General features: G+C 73.7%; 12 protein-coding genes and 1 tRNA gene. 8 read left to right on the top strand and 5 right to left on the bottom strand.

Annotated features, from left to right (window positions below; all coding sequences use genetic code 11):
• Positions 1-206: 206 nt before the first annotated feature.
• On the bottom strand, positions 207-1,469 hold the full coding sequence (locus VKA29_RS05540) for a M6 family metalloprotease domain-containing protein (protein ID WP_324784043.1): 1,263 nt from the start codon (positions 1,467-1,469) through the stop codon (positions 207-209).
• Between the two features lie 313 nt (positions 1,470-1,782).
• On the opposite strand from VKA29_RS05540, the gene VKA29_RS05545 reads away from it, so the two are divergent.
• On the top strand, positions 1,783-3,639 hold the full coding sequence (locus tag VKA29_RS05545; RefSeq protein ID WP_324784044.1) for a putative bifunctional diguanylate cyclase/phosphodiesterase: 1,857 nt from the start codon (positions 1,783-1,785) through the stop codon (positions 3,637-3,639).
• Here the strand turns inward: VKA29_RS05545 and VKA29_RS05550 are convergent.
• Together VKA29_RS05550 and VKA29_RS05555 are read right to left on the bottom strand one after the other, a co-directional pair.
• A complete protein-coding gene (locus VKA29_RS05550; protein WP_324784045.1) occupies positions 3,618-4,721 on the bottom strand; it encodes an LLM class flavin-dependent oxidoreductase in 1,104 nt (367 codons plus the stop codon). The genes VKA29_RS05545 and VKA29_RS05550 overlap by 22 nt on opposite strands.
• Positions 4,722-5,317: 596 nt before the next feature.
• A complete protein-coding gene (locus VKA29_RS05555; protein WP_324784046.1) occupies positions 5,318-6,049 on the bottom strand; it encodes a decarboxylase in 732 nt (243 codons plus the stop codon).
• Positions 6,050-6,360: 311 nt separating this feature from the next.
• On the opposite strand from VKA29_RS05555, the gene ehuB reads away from it, so the two are divergent.
• From ehuB to VKA29_RS05585, 6 genes are all read left to right on the top strand, one after another.
• On the top strand, positions 6,361-7,275 hold the full coding sequence (gene ehuB, locus VKA29_RS05560) for an ectoine/hydroxyectoine ABC transporter substrate-binding protein EhuB (protein WP_324784047.1): 915 nt from the start codon (positions 6,361-6,363) through the stop codon (positions 7,273-7,275).
• Positions 7,272-7,997 carry an ectoine/hydroxyectoine ABC transporter permease subunit EhuC gene (gene ehuC / locus VKA29_RS05565; protein ID WP_324784048.1) on the top strand — a complete coding sequence of 242 codons (726 nt, stop codon included), beginning with the start codon at positions 7,272-7,274 and terminating at the stop codon, positions 7,995-7,997. Before ehuB ends, ehuC begins: the two co-directional genes overlap by 4 nt.
• Entirely contained in the window at positions 7,994-8,641 is a 648-nt protein-coding gene (ehuD, locus tag VKA29_RS05570; RefSeq protein WP_324784049.1) for an ectoine/hydroxyectoine ABC transporter permease subunit EhuD, read from the top strand. The genes ehuC and ehuD overlap by 4 nt, the downstream gene beginning before the upstream one ends.
• Entirely contained in the window at positions 8,631-9,428 is a 798-nt protein-coding gene (gene ehuA, locus VKA29_RS05575) for an ectoine/hydroxyectoine ABC transporter ATP-binding protein EhuA (RefSeq protein WP_420718439.1), read from the top strand. Before ehuD ends, ehuA begins: the two co-directional genes overlap by 11 nt.
• Positions 9,429-9,625: 197 nt before the next feature.
• Positions 9,626-10,384, top strand: coding sequence for an IclR family transcriptional regulator (locus VKA29_RS05580; RefSeq protein WP_324784050.1), 759 nt, complete (start codon positions 9,626-9,628; stop codon positions 10,382-10,384).
• A gap of 113 nt (positions 10,385-10,497) precedes the next feature.
• Positions 10,498-10,571, top strand: a tRNA-Lys gene (locus VKA29_RS05585).
• Here VKA29_RS05585 and VKA29_RS05590 read toward each other — a convergent pair.
• Complete coding sequence (locus VKA29_RS05590; protein WP_324784051.1) at positions 10,537-12,195, bottom strand: AMP-binding protein; 1,659 nt, start codon at positions 12,193-12,195, stop codon at positions 10,537-10,539. The genes VKA29_RS05585 and VKA29_RS05590 overlap by 35 nt on opposite strands.
• A 96-nt stretch (positions 12,196-12,291) precedes the next feature.
• On the opposite strand from VKA29_RS05590, the gene VKA29_RS05595 reads away from it, so the two are divergent.
• Positions 12,292-12,414 carry a hypothetical protein gene (locus VKA29_RS05595; RefSeq protein ID WP_324784052.1) on the top strand — a complete coding sequence of 41 codons (123 nt, stop codon included), beginning with the start codon at positions 12,292-12,294 and terminating at the stop codon, positions 12,412-12,414.
• 430 nt (positions 12,415-12,844) lie between these two features.
• Here VKA29_RS05595 and VKA29_RS05600 read toward each other — a convergent pair whose 3' ends face one another.
• Positions 12,845-13,450, bottom strand: coding sequence for a lytic polysaccharide monooxygenase auxiliary activity family 9 protein (locus VKA29_RS05600; RefSeq protein WP_324784053.1), 606 nt, complete (start codon positions 13,448-13,450; stop codon positions 12,845-12,847).
• Between the last annotated feature and the right edge of the window lie 38 nt (positions 13,451-13,488).

The following is a 13,488-nucleotide window of genomic DNA, read 5'->3' on the forward strand; positions in this document are numbered from 1 at the left end:
GGCCCGACAGCCGGCCGCACGAGCGGGCCGGACCACACCGCGCGAGCGGGCCGGACACCGTACGGCCGGCCCGGGCGGGCGGCCGCCCGGCCGACCCGTACGGCCGGCCCGGGCGGGCGGCCGCCCGGCCGACCCGTACGCCCGGCCCTCCGGCGCCGTCCGCCGCGCCGCACGCCACCCCGCATCACCCCGCCCCGCCCCGCGCACTACCCCGCCGTGATCTTCACCGTCCACGCCCCCGAGGCCGTCCGCGACTCCGCCTCCACGCGCACCCCCTCCGCCGGCACCGTGAAGCTCTCGCCGAGGCCGACCGGGGCGTCCGCGAGGGGCGGGTAGACCGAGCCCTCCCAGCACGCCGAGGTGTGCGGGTGCGCGTCGATCACCCGGACGGGCCCGCCGCCGGACGCGGCGCCGCTGCGCACCCGGTAGACGAGGATGCCCGACCGGCAGGCCGACCCGTCGTTGCCGACCGGGCCGCGCGCCTCGAAGGCGAGCACGCTGTCCGGACCGGTCCGCACGACCGCGAGTTTCGTGCCGTGCCCGAGCCCGAAGACCGGCACCCCCGCCGCCCCCGTCACCGGGGTGGCCGGCCCCGCGCCGAGCGGCTCCAGCGTCACCCGGGTCGTGCCCAGGCTCCGCACGCACACCACCTGTCCCGGGTCCAGCCAGCCCAGCTTCCACTTGTGCCAGGCGAACAGGTCCGGCGCCAGACCGAACTGGCTGCCCATCAGGTCCCAGTCGCCGACGTACGTGTCCCAGTCGCCCTTGCCGTCGACGGGCCGCTGGTAGAGGTCCGGCAGGTCGAAGACGTGCCCGGTCTCGTGGGCCAGGACGAGCCGGTCCGGTGGGTGCCGCTCGAACACCGTGACGACGCGGCGGATGTCGCGGCCGTCGGCCCGCAGCGGAGTGTCCAGGTTGACGACCTTCGTCGCGTCCGAGTCCACGCCGGGCGCGTCCGGGTCGGCGACGAAGTAGACGACGTCGTAACGGGAGAAGTCGACCTCGGGGTCGGCGGCGGCGACCGCGTCCCGCAGGTAGGCGGAGCGCCGGACGGGGTTCCAGTCACGCCGCACGGCGTACGCCGTGGACGGCCGCGGCATCCGGATCCAGTGACCGAGCGGGTGCGGGCGCAGCGTGAACCTGCCGTAGGACGACCGTTCGAAGAAGCGGCTGGTGGCCGGGAAGTGGTCGGCGGTCAGCTCGGCGGGGGTGGTGCGCGGGACCGCGTCCGGGAAGGACAGGAAGACCATCGCCGCGTCCAGCCGCCGGGTCGGGCGCGGGTAGGCGGCGTTCCAGGTGTCCAGGCCCTCCGAGTGGTGCGCGCCGGTGCGCCGCAGCGCGCACGGCGCCGCACGGTCCGGTCCGGTGGGCGAGGTCCCGCTCACCAGGGAGGTCGCGGCGAGCGCGGAGAGGGTGGTGCACACGGCGGCGGTGCTGCGCAGTCGGGGCCGTCGGAACGGACGCGGCACGGGGACCTCCGGGAGCGGTACACGGGACACCGCACCCAGCCTGTTAGAGATTGTCGTACTACGCCCTGTTTGTCTGCACCGGACGAGTGAGTCATCGGCGAGTCCCCCGGAGCCGACGCCCCGAGTCGCTCACGGAACGTCACAACTGGTCGGAGGCCTGAAGAGACCCGTCCAGGTACGGGCAAAAACGATCTGTCGGAAGTGCCGGTCCGTCCGGGACACTGGACGATGGCTGGATGGACCTCCGGCCAGCCTCTATGATCGGCACACTTTCCTGCACGGACAGAGATCGAGTGCACTGCGGGAGCCAGCGGTGAGCGGAACGTCCGAAGGGCCGACGCCCGCGGCAGACCTCGACCGGTCCGCCGTGACCGAGAGTGACATCCACGCATCTCCCCGTACCGAGCCGCCGACGACGCGTACCGGGCCGCCGACGTACCGGTCGGTCTTCGCCGCGGCCCCCCTCGCGATGGCCGTCGTCGACCGCGAGGGGCTGGTGGTCAGCGCCAACGACGGCTTCGGCGCCCTGTTCGGCAGCCCACCGGACCAGCTCGCCGGACGCATCGCCGCCGACCTGGTGGACCTCGCCTCCGACGCCCGCGGCTGGCACGCCTACCTCGAGGTGCTGCGCGGTCGCGAGGCCCGGTTGCGCTGCACCCGGCGCCTGAAGCAGCCCGACGGGCGGTCCGTCTGGGCGCAGGTCACCGTCGCGCCCCTGCCGGCCGTCGACGACGCCGTCCTGATGTCCGTCGCCGACATCAGCGCCCACCGCGAACTTCAGGCCAAAGTGCGGCACTTGCAGATGCACGACCCGGTGACCCGGCTGCCCAACCGCACCCTGTTCTTCGAACGCCTGACCGCCGCGCTGGATGCGGAGTCGTACGAGGAGGGCGGCACCGGGCGGGTCGGGCTGTGCTACCTCGACCTGGACGGGTTCAAGGCGATCAACGACACGCTCGGCCACCGGGTCGGCGACCGCCTGCTGGCCGCCGTCGCCGAACGCCTCACGCGTTGCGCCGACGAGGCGGGGTACGGCAGGGCCGCCGCCCCGCTGGTGGCCAGACTCGGCGGTGACGAGTTCGCCCTGCTGGTGCGGGACTCGACCGGCACCGAACAGCTCGCCGATCTCGCCGAGTCGCTGCTGGACGCCGTACAGGCCCCCTTCGACATCGCCGGGCGGCGCCTGTCGGTGTCGGCCTCGATCGGCGTCGTCGAACGGCTGGCCGCCGGGACCAGCCCGACCGCGCTGATGCAGGCGGCCGACACGACGCTGTACTGGGCGAAGGCCGACGGCAAGGCCCGCTGGACGCTGTTCGACCCCGAGCGCAACGCCCACCGCATGACCCGCCAGGCCCTCGCCTCCACCCTGCGCCCGGCCGTCGAGCGCGGCGAGTTCGCCCTCGAGTACCAGCCGTTGGTCGGCATGGAGGACGGACGGCTGCACGGCGTCGAGGCGCTGGTGCGCTGGAACCACCCGCAGTTCGGCACGCTGACGCCGAATCGGTTCATCGGCCTGGCGGAGGAGGACGGGTCGATCGTGCCGCTCGGGCGGTGGGTGCTGCGCACGGCCTGCCGGCAGGCGCGCCGCTGGCAGCTGGACAACCCGGACGAGCCGCCGCTGTTCGTGAGCGTCAACGTGGCGGTCCGCCAGGTGTGGGACTCCGACCTGGTCGCGGAAGTGGCCGACACCCTGGAGGAGACCGGTCTGGAGCCGCGGCTGCTGCAGCTGGAGCTGACCGAGTCGGCGGTGATGGGCTCGGCGGGCCGCCCGCTGCAGACCCTGCAGGCGCTCAGCGAGATGGGTGTGCGCATCGCGATCGACGACTTCGGCACGGGCTACTCCAACCTCGCCTACCTCAGCCGCCTGCCCGTGTCGGTGCTGAAACTGGACGGCTCCTTCGTCCGTGGCTTCCAGTACGAGAACGCGGAGGCCGCGCCCAACCCGGCGGACGAGGTCGTCGTCGAGGCGATGATCCAGCTCGCCCACCGGCTCGGCCTCACCGTCACCGCCGAGTGCGTGGAGACGCCGGCCCAGGCCGCCCGGCTGCGCGACATCGGGTGCGACACCGGCCAGGGATGGCTGTACTCGCGGCCGGTGCCGCCCGAGCGCATCGCCGAGCTGATGGGCTCACGGGCGCGCGGAGCGGATCAGGTGGTCGGCAACCCGTAGGCGTCGGCGATGAGTTCGTAGCTGCGCAGGCGCAACTCGCCGGTGTGGGCGGGCGTGGTGAGCATCAGCTCGTCGGCGCCGGTGCGCTTGTGCAGCGCGTCCAGACCGTCGCGCACCTCCTGCGCCGTGCCGTGCACGACGTTGGCGCCCCAGGAGTCGACGAACTCCCGCTCCAGCGGACTGAACCGGTGTGCCTCCGCCTCTTCCGGGCTGGGGAACAGGCCAGGCCGCCCGGTGCGCAGCCGGACCATGTTCAGCCCGGCGGCCACGACCTGGCGGCGGGCCTCCTTCTCGTCGTCGGTCGCGAGTGCGGCGACGCCGATGAGGGCGTAGGGCGCGTCGAGGACCTCGCTCGGCCGGAAGGACTCCCGGTACAGGTCGAGGGCGGGGACGGTGTTCTGCGCCGAGAAGTGGTGGGCGAAGGCGAACGGCAGGCCGAGGGCGCCGGCCAGGCGGGCGCTGAACCCGGAGGAGCCGAGCAGCCACACCGGCGGGCGGTGCGGCGACTGGACGCCACCGGGCGAGGTCGCCTGCACCGGGCCGGGCACGGCGTGGATACGGCGGTACGGGTGCCCCTCGGGGAAGTCGTCGTCGAGGAAGCGGATGAGCTCGACGAGCTGCTCGGGGAAGTCGTCGGGGCCTTCGCCCGGCCGGTCCGTGCGGCGCAGCGCCGCGGCGGTGGCGCCGTCCGTGCCGGGGGCACGGCCGAGACCGAGGTCGACGCGGCCCGGGGCGAGTGCCTCCAGCGTGCCGAACTGCTCCGCGATGACCAGCGGGGCGTGGTTGGGCAGCATGACGCCGCCCGAGCCGAGGCGGATGCGGCCGGTGTGGGCGGCGAGGTGGGCCAGGATCACGGCGGGGGACGAGGAGGCGACACGAGGCATGGAGTGGTGCTCGGCGACCCAGTAGCGGTGGAAGCCGCGGGACTCCGCGAGACGGGACAGGGCCACGCTGGTGCGCAGGGCGTCCCCGGCGGTCCGGCCGGATCCCACGGTGACCAGGTCCAGCACGGACAGCGGAACGGGGGCGGCGCCCTGTGCGGTGCCGCGGATCCCGTCGCCTGTCCTGTCGTCCGCTGCCACGGTGGGTGCCTCCTGCTGTCGCCGGCCGTACGCTGTCCGTCCGACCGGAACAGAAGACGCCCCCGCCCTATTCCCGCCCCCGGCGCGCCCACGCCCCCGGTCCCCGCCTGCGGCCAGGCCCGCTTACGCCCCCCACCACGTCCCGCCTGCGGTCGCGGCCCACGCCCGCAGGCCACGGCACGCCCACCGACCTCCGCCCACCACCAGCCTCCGCCCGCCCCTGGGCCTCCGCTACGTCCCCCGCCTCCGCTCGCACCCGGGGAAGCGGCTCGCCTGCGGAGTTCCGCCCGCCCGGGGCCGTTGTTCGTCCGCAGGTCCCGGCCGCCCGGGGCCTCCACCCGTCGGCGGACCTCCGCCAGTCCGCGGGGCGCCACTCGCCCGTGGGCCTCGGGCGTCCGTGTTCCCGGCGCCGCTCGTACCCAGAGTGCGCGCCGTACCCAGAGTGCGCGCCGTACCCAGAGTGCGCGCCGTACCCAGAGTGCGCGCCGTACCCGCGGGGCGCGGGGGCCCTTCGCGCGCCGGGATCGCGGCTGCCCGCACTGCGACCCCACACCCTGCACGCGCCGCACGACCGCACGCGCCGCACGCGGTGGGGGTCAGACCTGGACGATGGGTTCGCGGGTGAAGAGGGCGCCCAGGGTCGGGGCGTTCACCCGGCGGTCCGCGAGTCGCAGGCCCTCCCACACGGTGACCTGGTTGGCGGTCAGCACCGGCTTGCCCAGCCGCCGCTCCAGGGCCGGGATGTGGGCCGCGGTGTGCAGGGCGTTGTCCGGGAGCAGGACCGCATCCGCGTCCGGGGTGTCCGCCTGCCGCGCCAGCGCCAGCACCTCCGCCTCTCCCCAGGTGCCGACCTCCGCCGCCGTGGCGGCCCCGGAGCCCCGTACCGCCACCACCTCCGTACCGCCCGCCCGCAGGAAGTCCGCGAAGAGCGCCGCCACGTCGTCGGGGTACGGCGCGCCCACCGCCACCCGCACCGCCTTGATCTCCCGCACCGCGTGCACGAAGGCGAAGGACGTCGAGGAGGCGGGCATGCCCGCCGCGAGGGCGAGGGCGCGCACCTGCTCGTGGGCGCCCTCCCAGCCGACCAGGAAGCTGCCGCTGGTGCAGGCCCACACCACCGACTCCGCGCCCGCCATGCGCAGTTCCTCGACGCCCGCCGCGAGCCGCTCCGGCGAGGCGATCTCCCGCAGGGCGTCCATCCGGTGCGCGTCCTCGCCGATCGGGGTGTGGACGACGTCCAGCCTGATGTCGCTGCCGATCAGCTGCTCGATGCGCGGATAGTCGTCCTCGGCGCTGTGGCCCGGGTAGAGGAATCCGAGAGCGGTCATTGCGAGCCTTCCTGCTGGTCTGCGTCGGCCACGGGCACGGGGCCGGGCGCGACCGCCGGATCGCGTCCAGCGAGGCGCCGCGCGGCACGCGGCGCGCCGGAACGGCCCGCACGCGTACCCCGCACCCGTGCCCCACACCCGTGTACCCAGCCGACCGCGCGGTGCGCACGGGGAGACCGGCGTCGCGCTCACCGCACGTGCCGGGGCGCCGGGGTCCGGCCCCAACTCCCGCCTCCCCGCGGGCAGGAGCCCGGCCGCCGGACGGACGGCCGGGAGGCATACACCCGGGGCGGTCGGGTAGCAGCGCCGCCATGGCTGCACCACTCGGCAAGGAGAACAAGGAAAGAACGGCACCCGGCACCACGCGCCGGTCGCTGCTCGCGGGGGTGGCGGCGCTCGGCGTACCGGTCGCGGCGGGCTGCTCACGCGTGCCCTCGGCGTCGGCCCGGACCGGCGGCGACCTGCTCGACCGGCTGCGGGCGGCGGGCGTGGTACGGCTGGGCATCGCCGGCGAGGTCCCCTTCGGGTACATCGACAAGGACGGAAGACTCACCGGCGAGGCGCCGGAGCTGGCCAAGGCCGTCTTCGAGCGGCTGGGCGTGCAGCGGGTGCAGCCGGTGCCGACCGAGTTCGGCTCGCTGATCCCGGGCCTGAACTCGCAGCAGTTCGATGTCGTGGCGGCCGGGATGTACGTCAACCCCGACCGCTGCGAGCAGGTGATCTTCGCCGACCCCGACTACCGGATGCTGGACGCCTTCATCGTGCGCAAGGGCAACCCGAAGGGCCTGCACAGCTACCGGGACGTGGTCGAGAAGAAGGCCAGGTTCGCCACCGGCACCGGCTACGCGGAGATCCAGTACGCCGTCGGGGCCGGGTACCGGCGGAGCGACATCCTGATCGTGCCGGACCAGGTCGCCGGCCTGAACGCGGTCGAGGCCGGACGCGTGGACGTCTTCGCCGGAACGGCGCTGACCGTCCGCGAGGTGGTGAAGAAGTCGTCCAGGGCGGAGGCGACGAAGGCCTTCGCCCCGCTCGTGGACGGGAAACCGCACGTCGACGGCGGCGCCTTCGCCTTCCGGCCGACGGAGACGAGACTGCGGGACGCCTTCAACGCCGAACTGCGCCGGCTGAGGAGGAGCGGCGAACTGTTCCGGATCCTGCGGCCCTTCGGTTTCACCGAGTCCGAGATGACGGACCTGACCGCGAAGGAGCTGTGCGCCGGATGACCCCGGGACTGTGGGAACTCGTGCTCAAGGGCGTCTGGACCACTGTCCAGCTGCTCGTCCTCAGCGCGCTGCTGGCCGCCGCGGTCTCCTTCGCCGTCGGCATCGCGCGCACGCACCGGCGGTGGGCCGTCCGCTTCCTGGCGGGCTGCTGGACCGAGGTGTTCCGCGGCACGTCCGCGCTCGTCATGATCTTCTGGGTGTTCTTCGTCGTGCCGCCGGTCTTCGGATGGCAGCTGGTGCCGATGTGGGCGGGCACGCTCGCGCTCGGACTGACCTACGGGGCGTACGGCGCGGAGATCGTGCGCGGCGCGCTGAAAGCGGTCGACCCGGCGCAGCGGGAGGGCGGGATCGCCCTGAGCTTCACGCCCTGGCAGCGGATGCGGCTGATCCTGCTGCCGCAGGCGGTGCCGGAGATGATCCCGCCGTTCTGCAACCTGCTGGTGGAGCTGCTCAAGGGCACCGCCCTGGTGTCGGTCATGGGCATGGGCGACCTGGCCTTCAGCGGCAACCTGGTGCGCCTGGCGCTTCAGGAGAGCGCGGAGATCTACGCGTACGTCCTGCTGATCTACTTCGTGATCGCCTTCCTGCTCACCCGCGGGATGCGGCTGCTGGAGAGGCGGCTGAAGTCGGGCGTCGGCAGCGCGCCGCGGCGCGGGGCGGGGACGCGGGAGCCCCGGCCCGCGGGGACGGCAGGCGTGGCCGCCGGAGGCGGTGCGGCATGACCTGGGACTGGAACGCCGTGCGCGACTTCATGCCGCACTTCTGGGACGGGCTGCTGGTCACCCTGCGGGTGGTGGTCCTCGGTTCGCTGATCTCGTTCGCGCTGGGCCTGGTGTGGGCGCTGCTGATGCGGGCGCCGGCCCCGGTGCGCCGGCCGGTCGGGGCGGTCACCGAGTTCGTGCGCGACACCCCGCTGCTGGTGCAGCTGTTCTTCCTCTTCTACGTGCTGCCCGAGTGGGGCCTGGCCTTCTCGGCGCTGACCACCGGCATCCTCGCGATCGGGCTGCACTACTCGACGTACACGATGCAGGTCTACCGCGCCGGCATCGAGGCGGTGCCCGCCGGCCAGTGGGAGGCGGCGACGGCGCTGAACCTGCCGAGGTCGCGGACCTGGCGGGTGGTGGTCCTGCCGCAGGCGATCCGCCGGGTCGTGCCGGCCCTCGGCAACTACGTGATCGCGATGCTGAAGGACACGCCGATGCTGATGGTGATCACCGTGCTGGAGATGCTCGGCCGGGCGCGCCTGTACTCCCAGGAGCACTTCCGGTTCACCGAGCCGGTCACCGTGGTCGGCGTGGCCTTCGTCGTCCTCTCCTGTCTGGCCTCCCTTCTCCTGCGAGCTCTGGAGCGACGCCTTGTCCACTGACGCCCCCCTGCTGAACACCGAAGACGCCCACGCCAACCCGCCGGTGGACGGCACCGAGCTGATCCGGCTGGAGCAGGTCACCAAGCGGTTCGGCACGCACACGGTCCTGGACCGGCTCGGCTTCTCCGTCGAGTCCGGCAGGCACGTCACGCTGATCGGCCCGTCCGGATCCGGCAAGACGACGATCCTCAGACTGCTGATGACGCTGGCCCGGCCGGACGAGGGGACGATCACGGTGGCCGGTCAGCGGCTCTTCCCGGCCCCCGGGAATCAGGTCCGCGAGGTCCGCAAGAAGATCGGGATGGTCTTCCAGCAGTTCAACCTGTTCCCGAACATGACCGTGCTGCGCAACGTCACCGAGGCCCCGGTCACCGTGCTGGGACTGTCCAGGGACGAGGCGGAGCAGCGGGCGTGCGGACTGCTGGACCTGGTGGGCCTCGCCGACAAGCGCGACATGCGTCCCTCCCAGCTGTCCGGCGGACAGCAGCAGCGGGTGGCGATCGCCCGCGCGCTGGCGATGCGGCCGCAGGTGCTGCTGCTCGACGAGGTGACCTCCGCGCTCGACCCGGAGCTGGTCGCGGGCGTCCTGGACGTGCTGCGCGACATCGCCCGCAGCACGGACATCACGATGCTGTGCGTGACCCACGAGATGAACTTCGCCCGGGACATCTCCGACCAGGTCCTGATGTTCGACGCCGGCCGGATCGTCGAGTCCGGCCCGCCGGAGAAGATCTTCAGCGAGCCGGAGCACGAGCGGACGCGGGAGTTCCTGGGCGCGGTCCTGTGACGGCGGTGACCGGCGGGACGCGTCGCGCCGGGTCATGCCGGCGGCATGTGCCGGAGGGCCCGCGCCGCTGCTGAGGAAGCCGTTTTTCTGGTCGGCCCTCACCCGCCGGCGCCGTTGTGGCGGTTATCGTGGTGGGGCTTGACCGTCCGGATCACGGCCCAGTAGCAGTGCGAACGAGCGAGCGCAGGGGGAACACCGTGGCGCTGAAGCACGAGCCGACCGCACCGTACCACTCGGCCCAGGACGCCCTGCGCGTCCTGGAGACCGTGGCACGGCACAGCACCGGAATCACCGAAGCGGACCTCGCCCGGCACACCGGTCTCGGCCCGGAGCGGCTGGCCGCCCTCCTGAGGTGGCTGCGCCGCGAGGGCTACGTCGAGCAGGTCACCGACGGCGTGTACGTCACCGGTGACGTCCTGCGCCGCCTGGGTTCCGCGCACGACCGCGAGCAGGCACTGCGCGACAGGCTTCAGCGCACCCTCGACCGGCTGCGCGACTCGCTGGGTGCCGCGGTCTACCTCAGCCGGTACGTCGACGGCGAGGTCAGGGTCGCCCAGTACGCCGCCGGGCCCACCACCCCGGTGGTCAACGAGTGGGTCGACTTCCGCTCCTCGGCGCACGCCACCGCGATCGGCAAGAGCCTGCTCGCCCAGCTCGACCACGACAGCCGGCGCGAGCACCTCTCCCGGCACCGGCCGGCCCGCCTCACCTCGCGCACCATCACCAGCGACAAGCTGCTGCTGTCCAGGCTGGCCGCCCAGCCGCCCACCGCCCCGGCGCTCGACCTCCAGGAGTACGCGGTGGGCACGGTGTGCGCGGCCGTCCCGGCGACGGCCGGTTCGGCGGTGGGCTGCCTGGCCCTGTCCCTCCCGGTCGAGGACGCCCACCGGCTACGCCGGGCCGCGGACACCCTGAACCGGAACGCGGCGCCGGTGCTGCTGTCGCTGACGATCTGAGCGCGCCGACGATCCGGGCGCGCCGGGGGTGGTCACCAGCACCCCCGCGGACCAGGTAGTATTTTCTCTGTCGCCGCCCGCGAGACACAGATCGCGCGGACGGCGGGAGTCATGCGCCGCTAGCTCAGTTGGTTAGAGCAGCTGACTCTTAATCAGCGGGTCCGGGGTTCGAGTCCCTGGCGGCGCACATATGAGGGGCCTCTCGGCGACACGAGGGGCCCCTCGAGGTCTTCCGGGGTCAGCCTGCGGTACGCCGGCTCGCCGGGCGGGCGCCACCACACCGGGTCGGCGCACCGCACGCCCTCCCGGCGCAGCAGCGCCCGGTGGATCTTGTTCGTGGCGGTGACCGGCATCCGCTCCACCACCCGCACGAACCGCGGCGCCATCTTCGTGCCCAGGTCCGGCTGGGCGAGCAGGAACTGCGCGAACCCCGCCGGATCGAAGTCCCCGGCGACGGCCGCCATCACCTGGTCCCCGGTCACCGGGTCCGGCACCGCGTAGACGGCCACGGCGTCGGCGCCGTCGTAGCGGGCGAGGATGTTCTCGATCATCGCGGCGGCCAGGTTCTCGCCGTCGACGCGGAGGCGGTCGTCGGCGCGGCCGACGAAGTAGAGGTAGCCGTCGGCGTCCCGGCAGAACAGGTCGCCGGTCCAGTACCAGCCGTCCCGGAGCCGTTCGGCGTCGGCCCGCGGATTGCGCCAGTAGCCCTCGAAGGGGTTGGGCGCCCGGTTCACCAGTTCGCCGATCGCCCGGTCGCCGTTCAGCAGCCGTCCGGCCGCGTCGAAGACGGCCGGCGGGCACTCCCGCCGGGTCTCCGGGTCCAGCACCACGAGCCCGGGCTCGGCCCGCCCGACCGCGCCGGGCGGGGTGCCCGGCGTCCACTGCACGGCGGCCCCGCCCTCGGAGGAGCCGTAGCCCTCCACCAGCCGCACCCCGAACCGCCGCTCGAAGGCCGCCGCGTCGGCGGCCCCCGCCTCGGTGCCGAAGCCGGTCCGCAGCGGGTTGTCCCGGTCGTCGTCCCGTTCCCCGGTGGCCAGGATGTACTGCACCGCGCGGCCCACGTAGGTGAAGTACGTGGCGTTGCAGGCGCGCACGTCCGCCAGGAACCGCGACGCCGAGAAGCGCCGCCGCAGCGCCACGCCCGCCCCGGCCGCCAGCGCGGGCGCCCAGTCGGCGATCACCGCGTTGCCGTGGAACATCGGCATGCAGACGTAGTGCACGTCGTCCGGGCGCACGCCGAACCGGTCGGCCAGCGACCGTCCGGCGGCGGCCAGCCGGCCCTGGCTGCAGACGGCGGCCTTGGGGGCGCCGGTCGAGCCGGAGGTGAAGTACAGCAGCAGCCGGTCGCCGGGGGTGCGCCGGGAGGCGTCCGGCACGGCGTCCCGGTAGGGCGCGAGGAGCGTGTCGTACTCCTCGGTGCCGGTGACCAGGACACGCACCGTGTCCGGCAGCGCGAGGCCGTCGAGGAGCGGGAGGTGGGTGCGCTCGGTGACCACGATCCGGCACTCGGTGTGCAGGATGTCGCGGGCCAGTTCGGGGCCGCGGCGGGTGGGGTTGACGCCGGCGACGGCCGCTCCCGCGAGCGCCGCCGCGCCCAGCCACAGCGGGTATTCCGGGGTGTTGTCCAGCAGCACGCCCACGTGCGGCTCGGCGTCCGGCGGCAGCAGGTCGGCCAGCAGCGCGGCCCGGGCCGCGGCCCCCGCGGCGACCTCGTGGTGGGTGAGCGTCCGGTCCTCGCACCACAGACCGGGCCGGTGGTCGCCCCACCGCCCGGCGACGAGTTCCGCGACCGTGCGCCTGCCGGACTCCATGGCGCGCACGATAGCTGACGCGCCGTCAGTTGTGGAGACGTGCGGCCCTGGTAGCCGGAGACGTCCGAGGCCACGAAGGCCTCGGTGTACGTGACCATGAAGACGACGCAGAACACGACGACCACGCCGAGGAACGCGAGGATGCCGAAGGTCGCCGCGGCCTGCTCGGCGCGGGCCGGCTCGTGCGCGGTGGCGGCCACCTGGGGGCCGTCCGTGTAGCAGACGGTGACGAAGTCGCCCTCCAGCCGGGTCGCCGGGCCGCCCTCCTCCTCGAAGCGGATCCGGCGGCCGTCGCGCGCGGTGAACTCGTGGACGTGGTGCAGGGGGGGTGCGCACGGAGCTGTCGTGGCCGCCGCCGTGGGTCGTGGTGAACGTCCGCAGGCACCGGCCCTCGGCCGTCAGCCCGCCGTTCCAGGCGCCGCGCACCTGCAACCGGCGGCGCGTCACGCGGTAGGCCGTGAAGAGGGCCAGGGCGATGATCAGGCCGGGCCCGAGGCAGAGCAGCACGTCCATGAGATCCCCCGGTCACGGTGCGCCGCCCGCCGGCGGGCGTGCCAGGAAAGTACCCGGGGGAGATCCCGGCGGGCTTGAGGAGTCCTCAGAGATCGCGCGCCGGGGCGGGGACCCCCGGCGCGCGGCCCGGCCCGGGTCAGAAGGTGACGTCGGAGCAGGCGTAGAACGCGTTGGGGGTGTCCGCGACCGTCCACACGGCGAGGATGACGTGGTGCCCGCTCAGCCCGGACGGCAGGGTGCCGCTGTGGGAGAGGGTCGACGGCGGACGCTGACCGCCGTAGGGCACCGTCAGGAACGGCGTGGTGTCGAGGTCGGAGCGGGCCAGGTTGTGGTCCTGGTTCCAGCCCTGGCGGGTGACGTAGTACCGGAAGTCGGTCGTGGCGTGCCGGGCCGTGAACTGCCAGCGGAACGTGTAGCTCTGGCCGCCCGTCACCGCGGTGGTCGGCCAGGCGTCGCCCGAGGGGGTGCGCGGGCTGTCCAGCTGCGCGAAGCGGGTGTTGCCGCCGGAGCAGATCTGTCCGTCGGCCGGTCCGGCGGCGGGGAAGCCCTTCAGGCCCTCGACGCTCTGCGGCTCCCACTGGATGTCACCGCAACCGGTGACGGTGCCGTTCTGGCAGAGCTTCTGCCTGCTGACGGGGAGGTCGGTGTAGCCGTGGCTGCTTGCACCACCGGAGGAGAGCACGAGGGCTCCGGCCGTGGCGAGGCCCACCACGGCGGCGTACGACTTGGTTCTTGTGCGCATGCTGCCGCTCCTGGAGAACGTGGGGAAGGTTCAGTGAG

It is taken from the genome of Streptomyces sp. H51 (assembly GCF_035656535.1).
Taxonomy (GTDB): Bacteria; Actinomycetota; Actinomycetes; order Streptomycetales; family Streptomycetaceae; genus Streptomyces.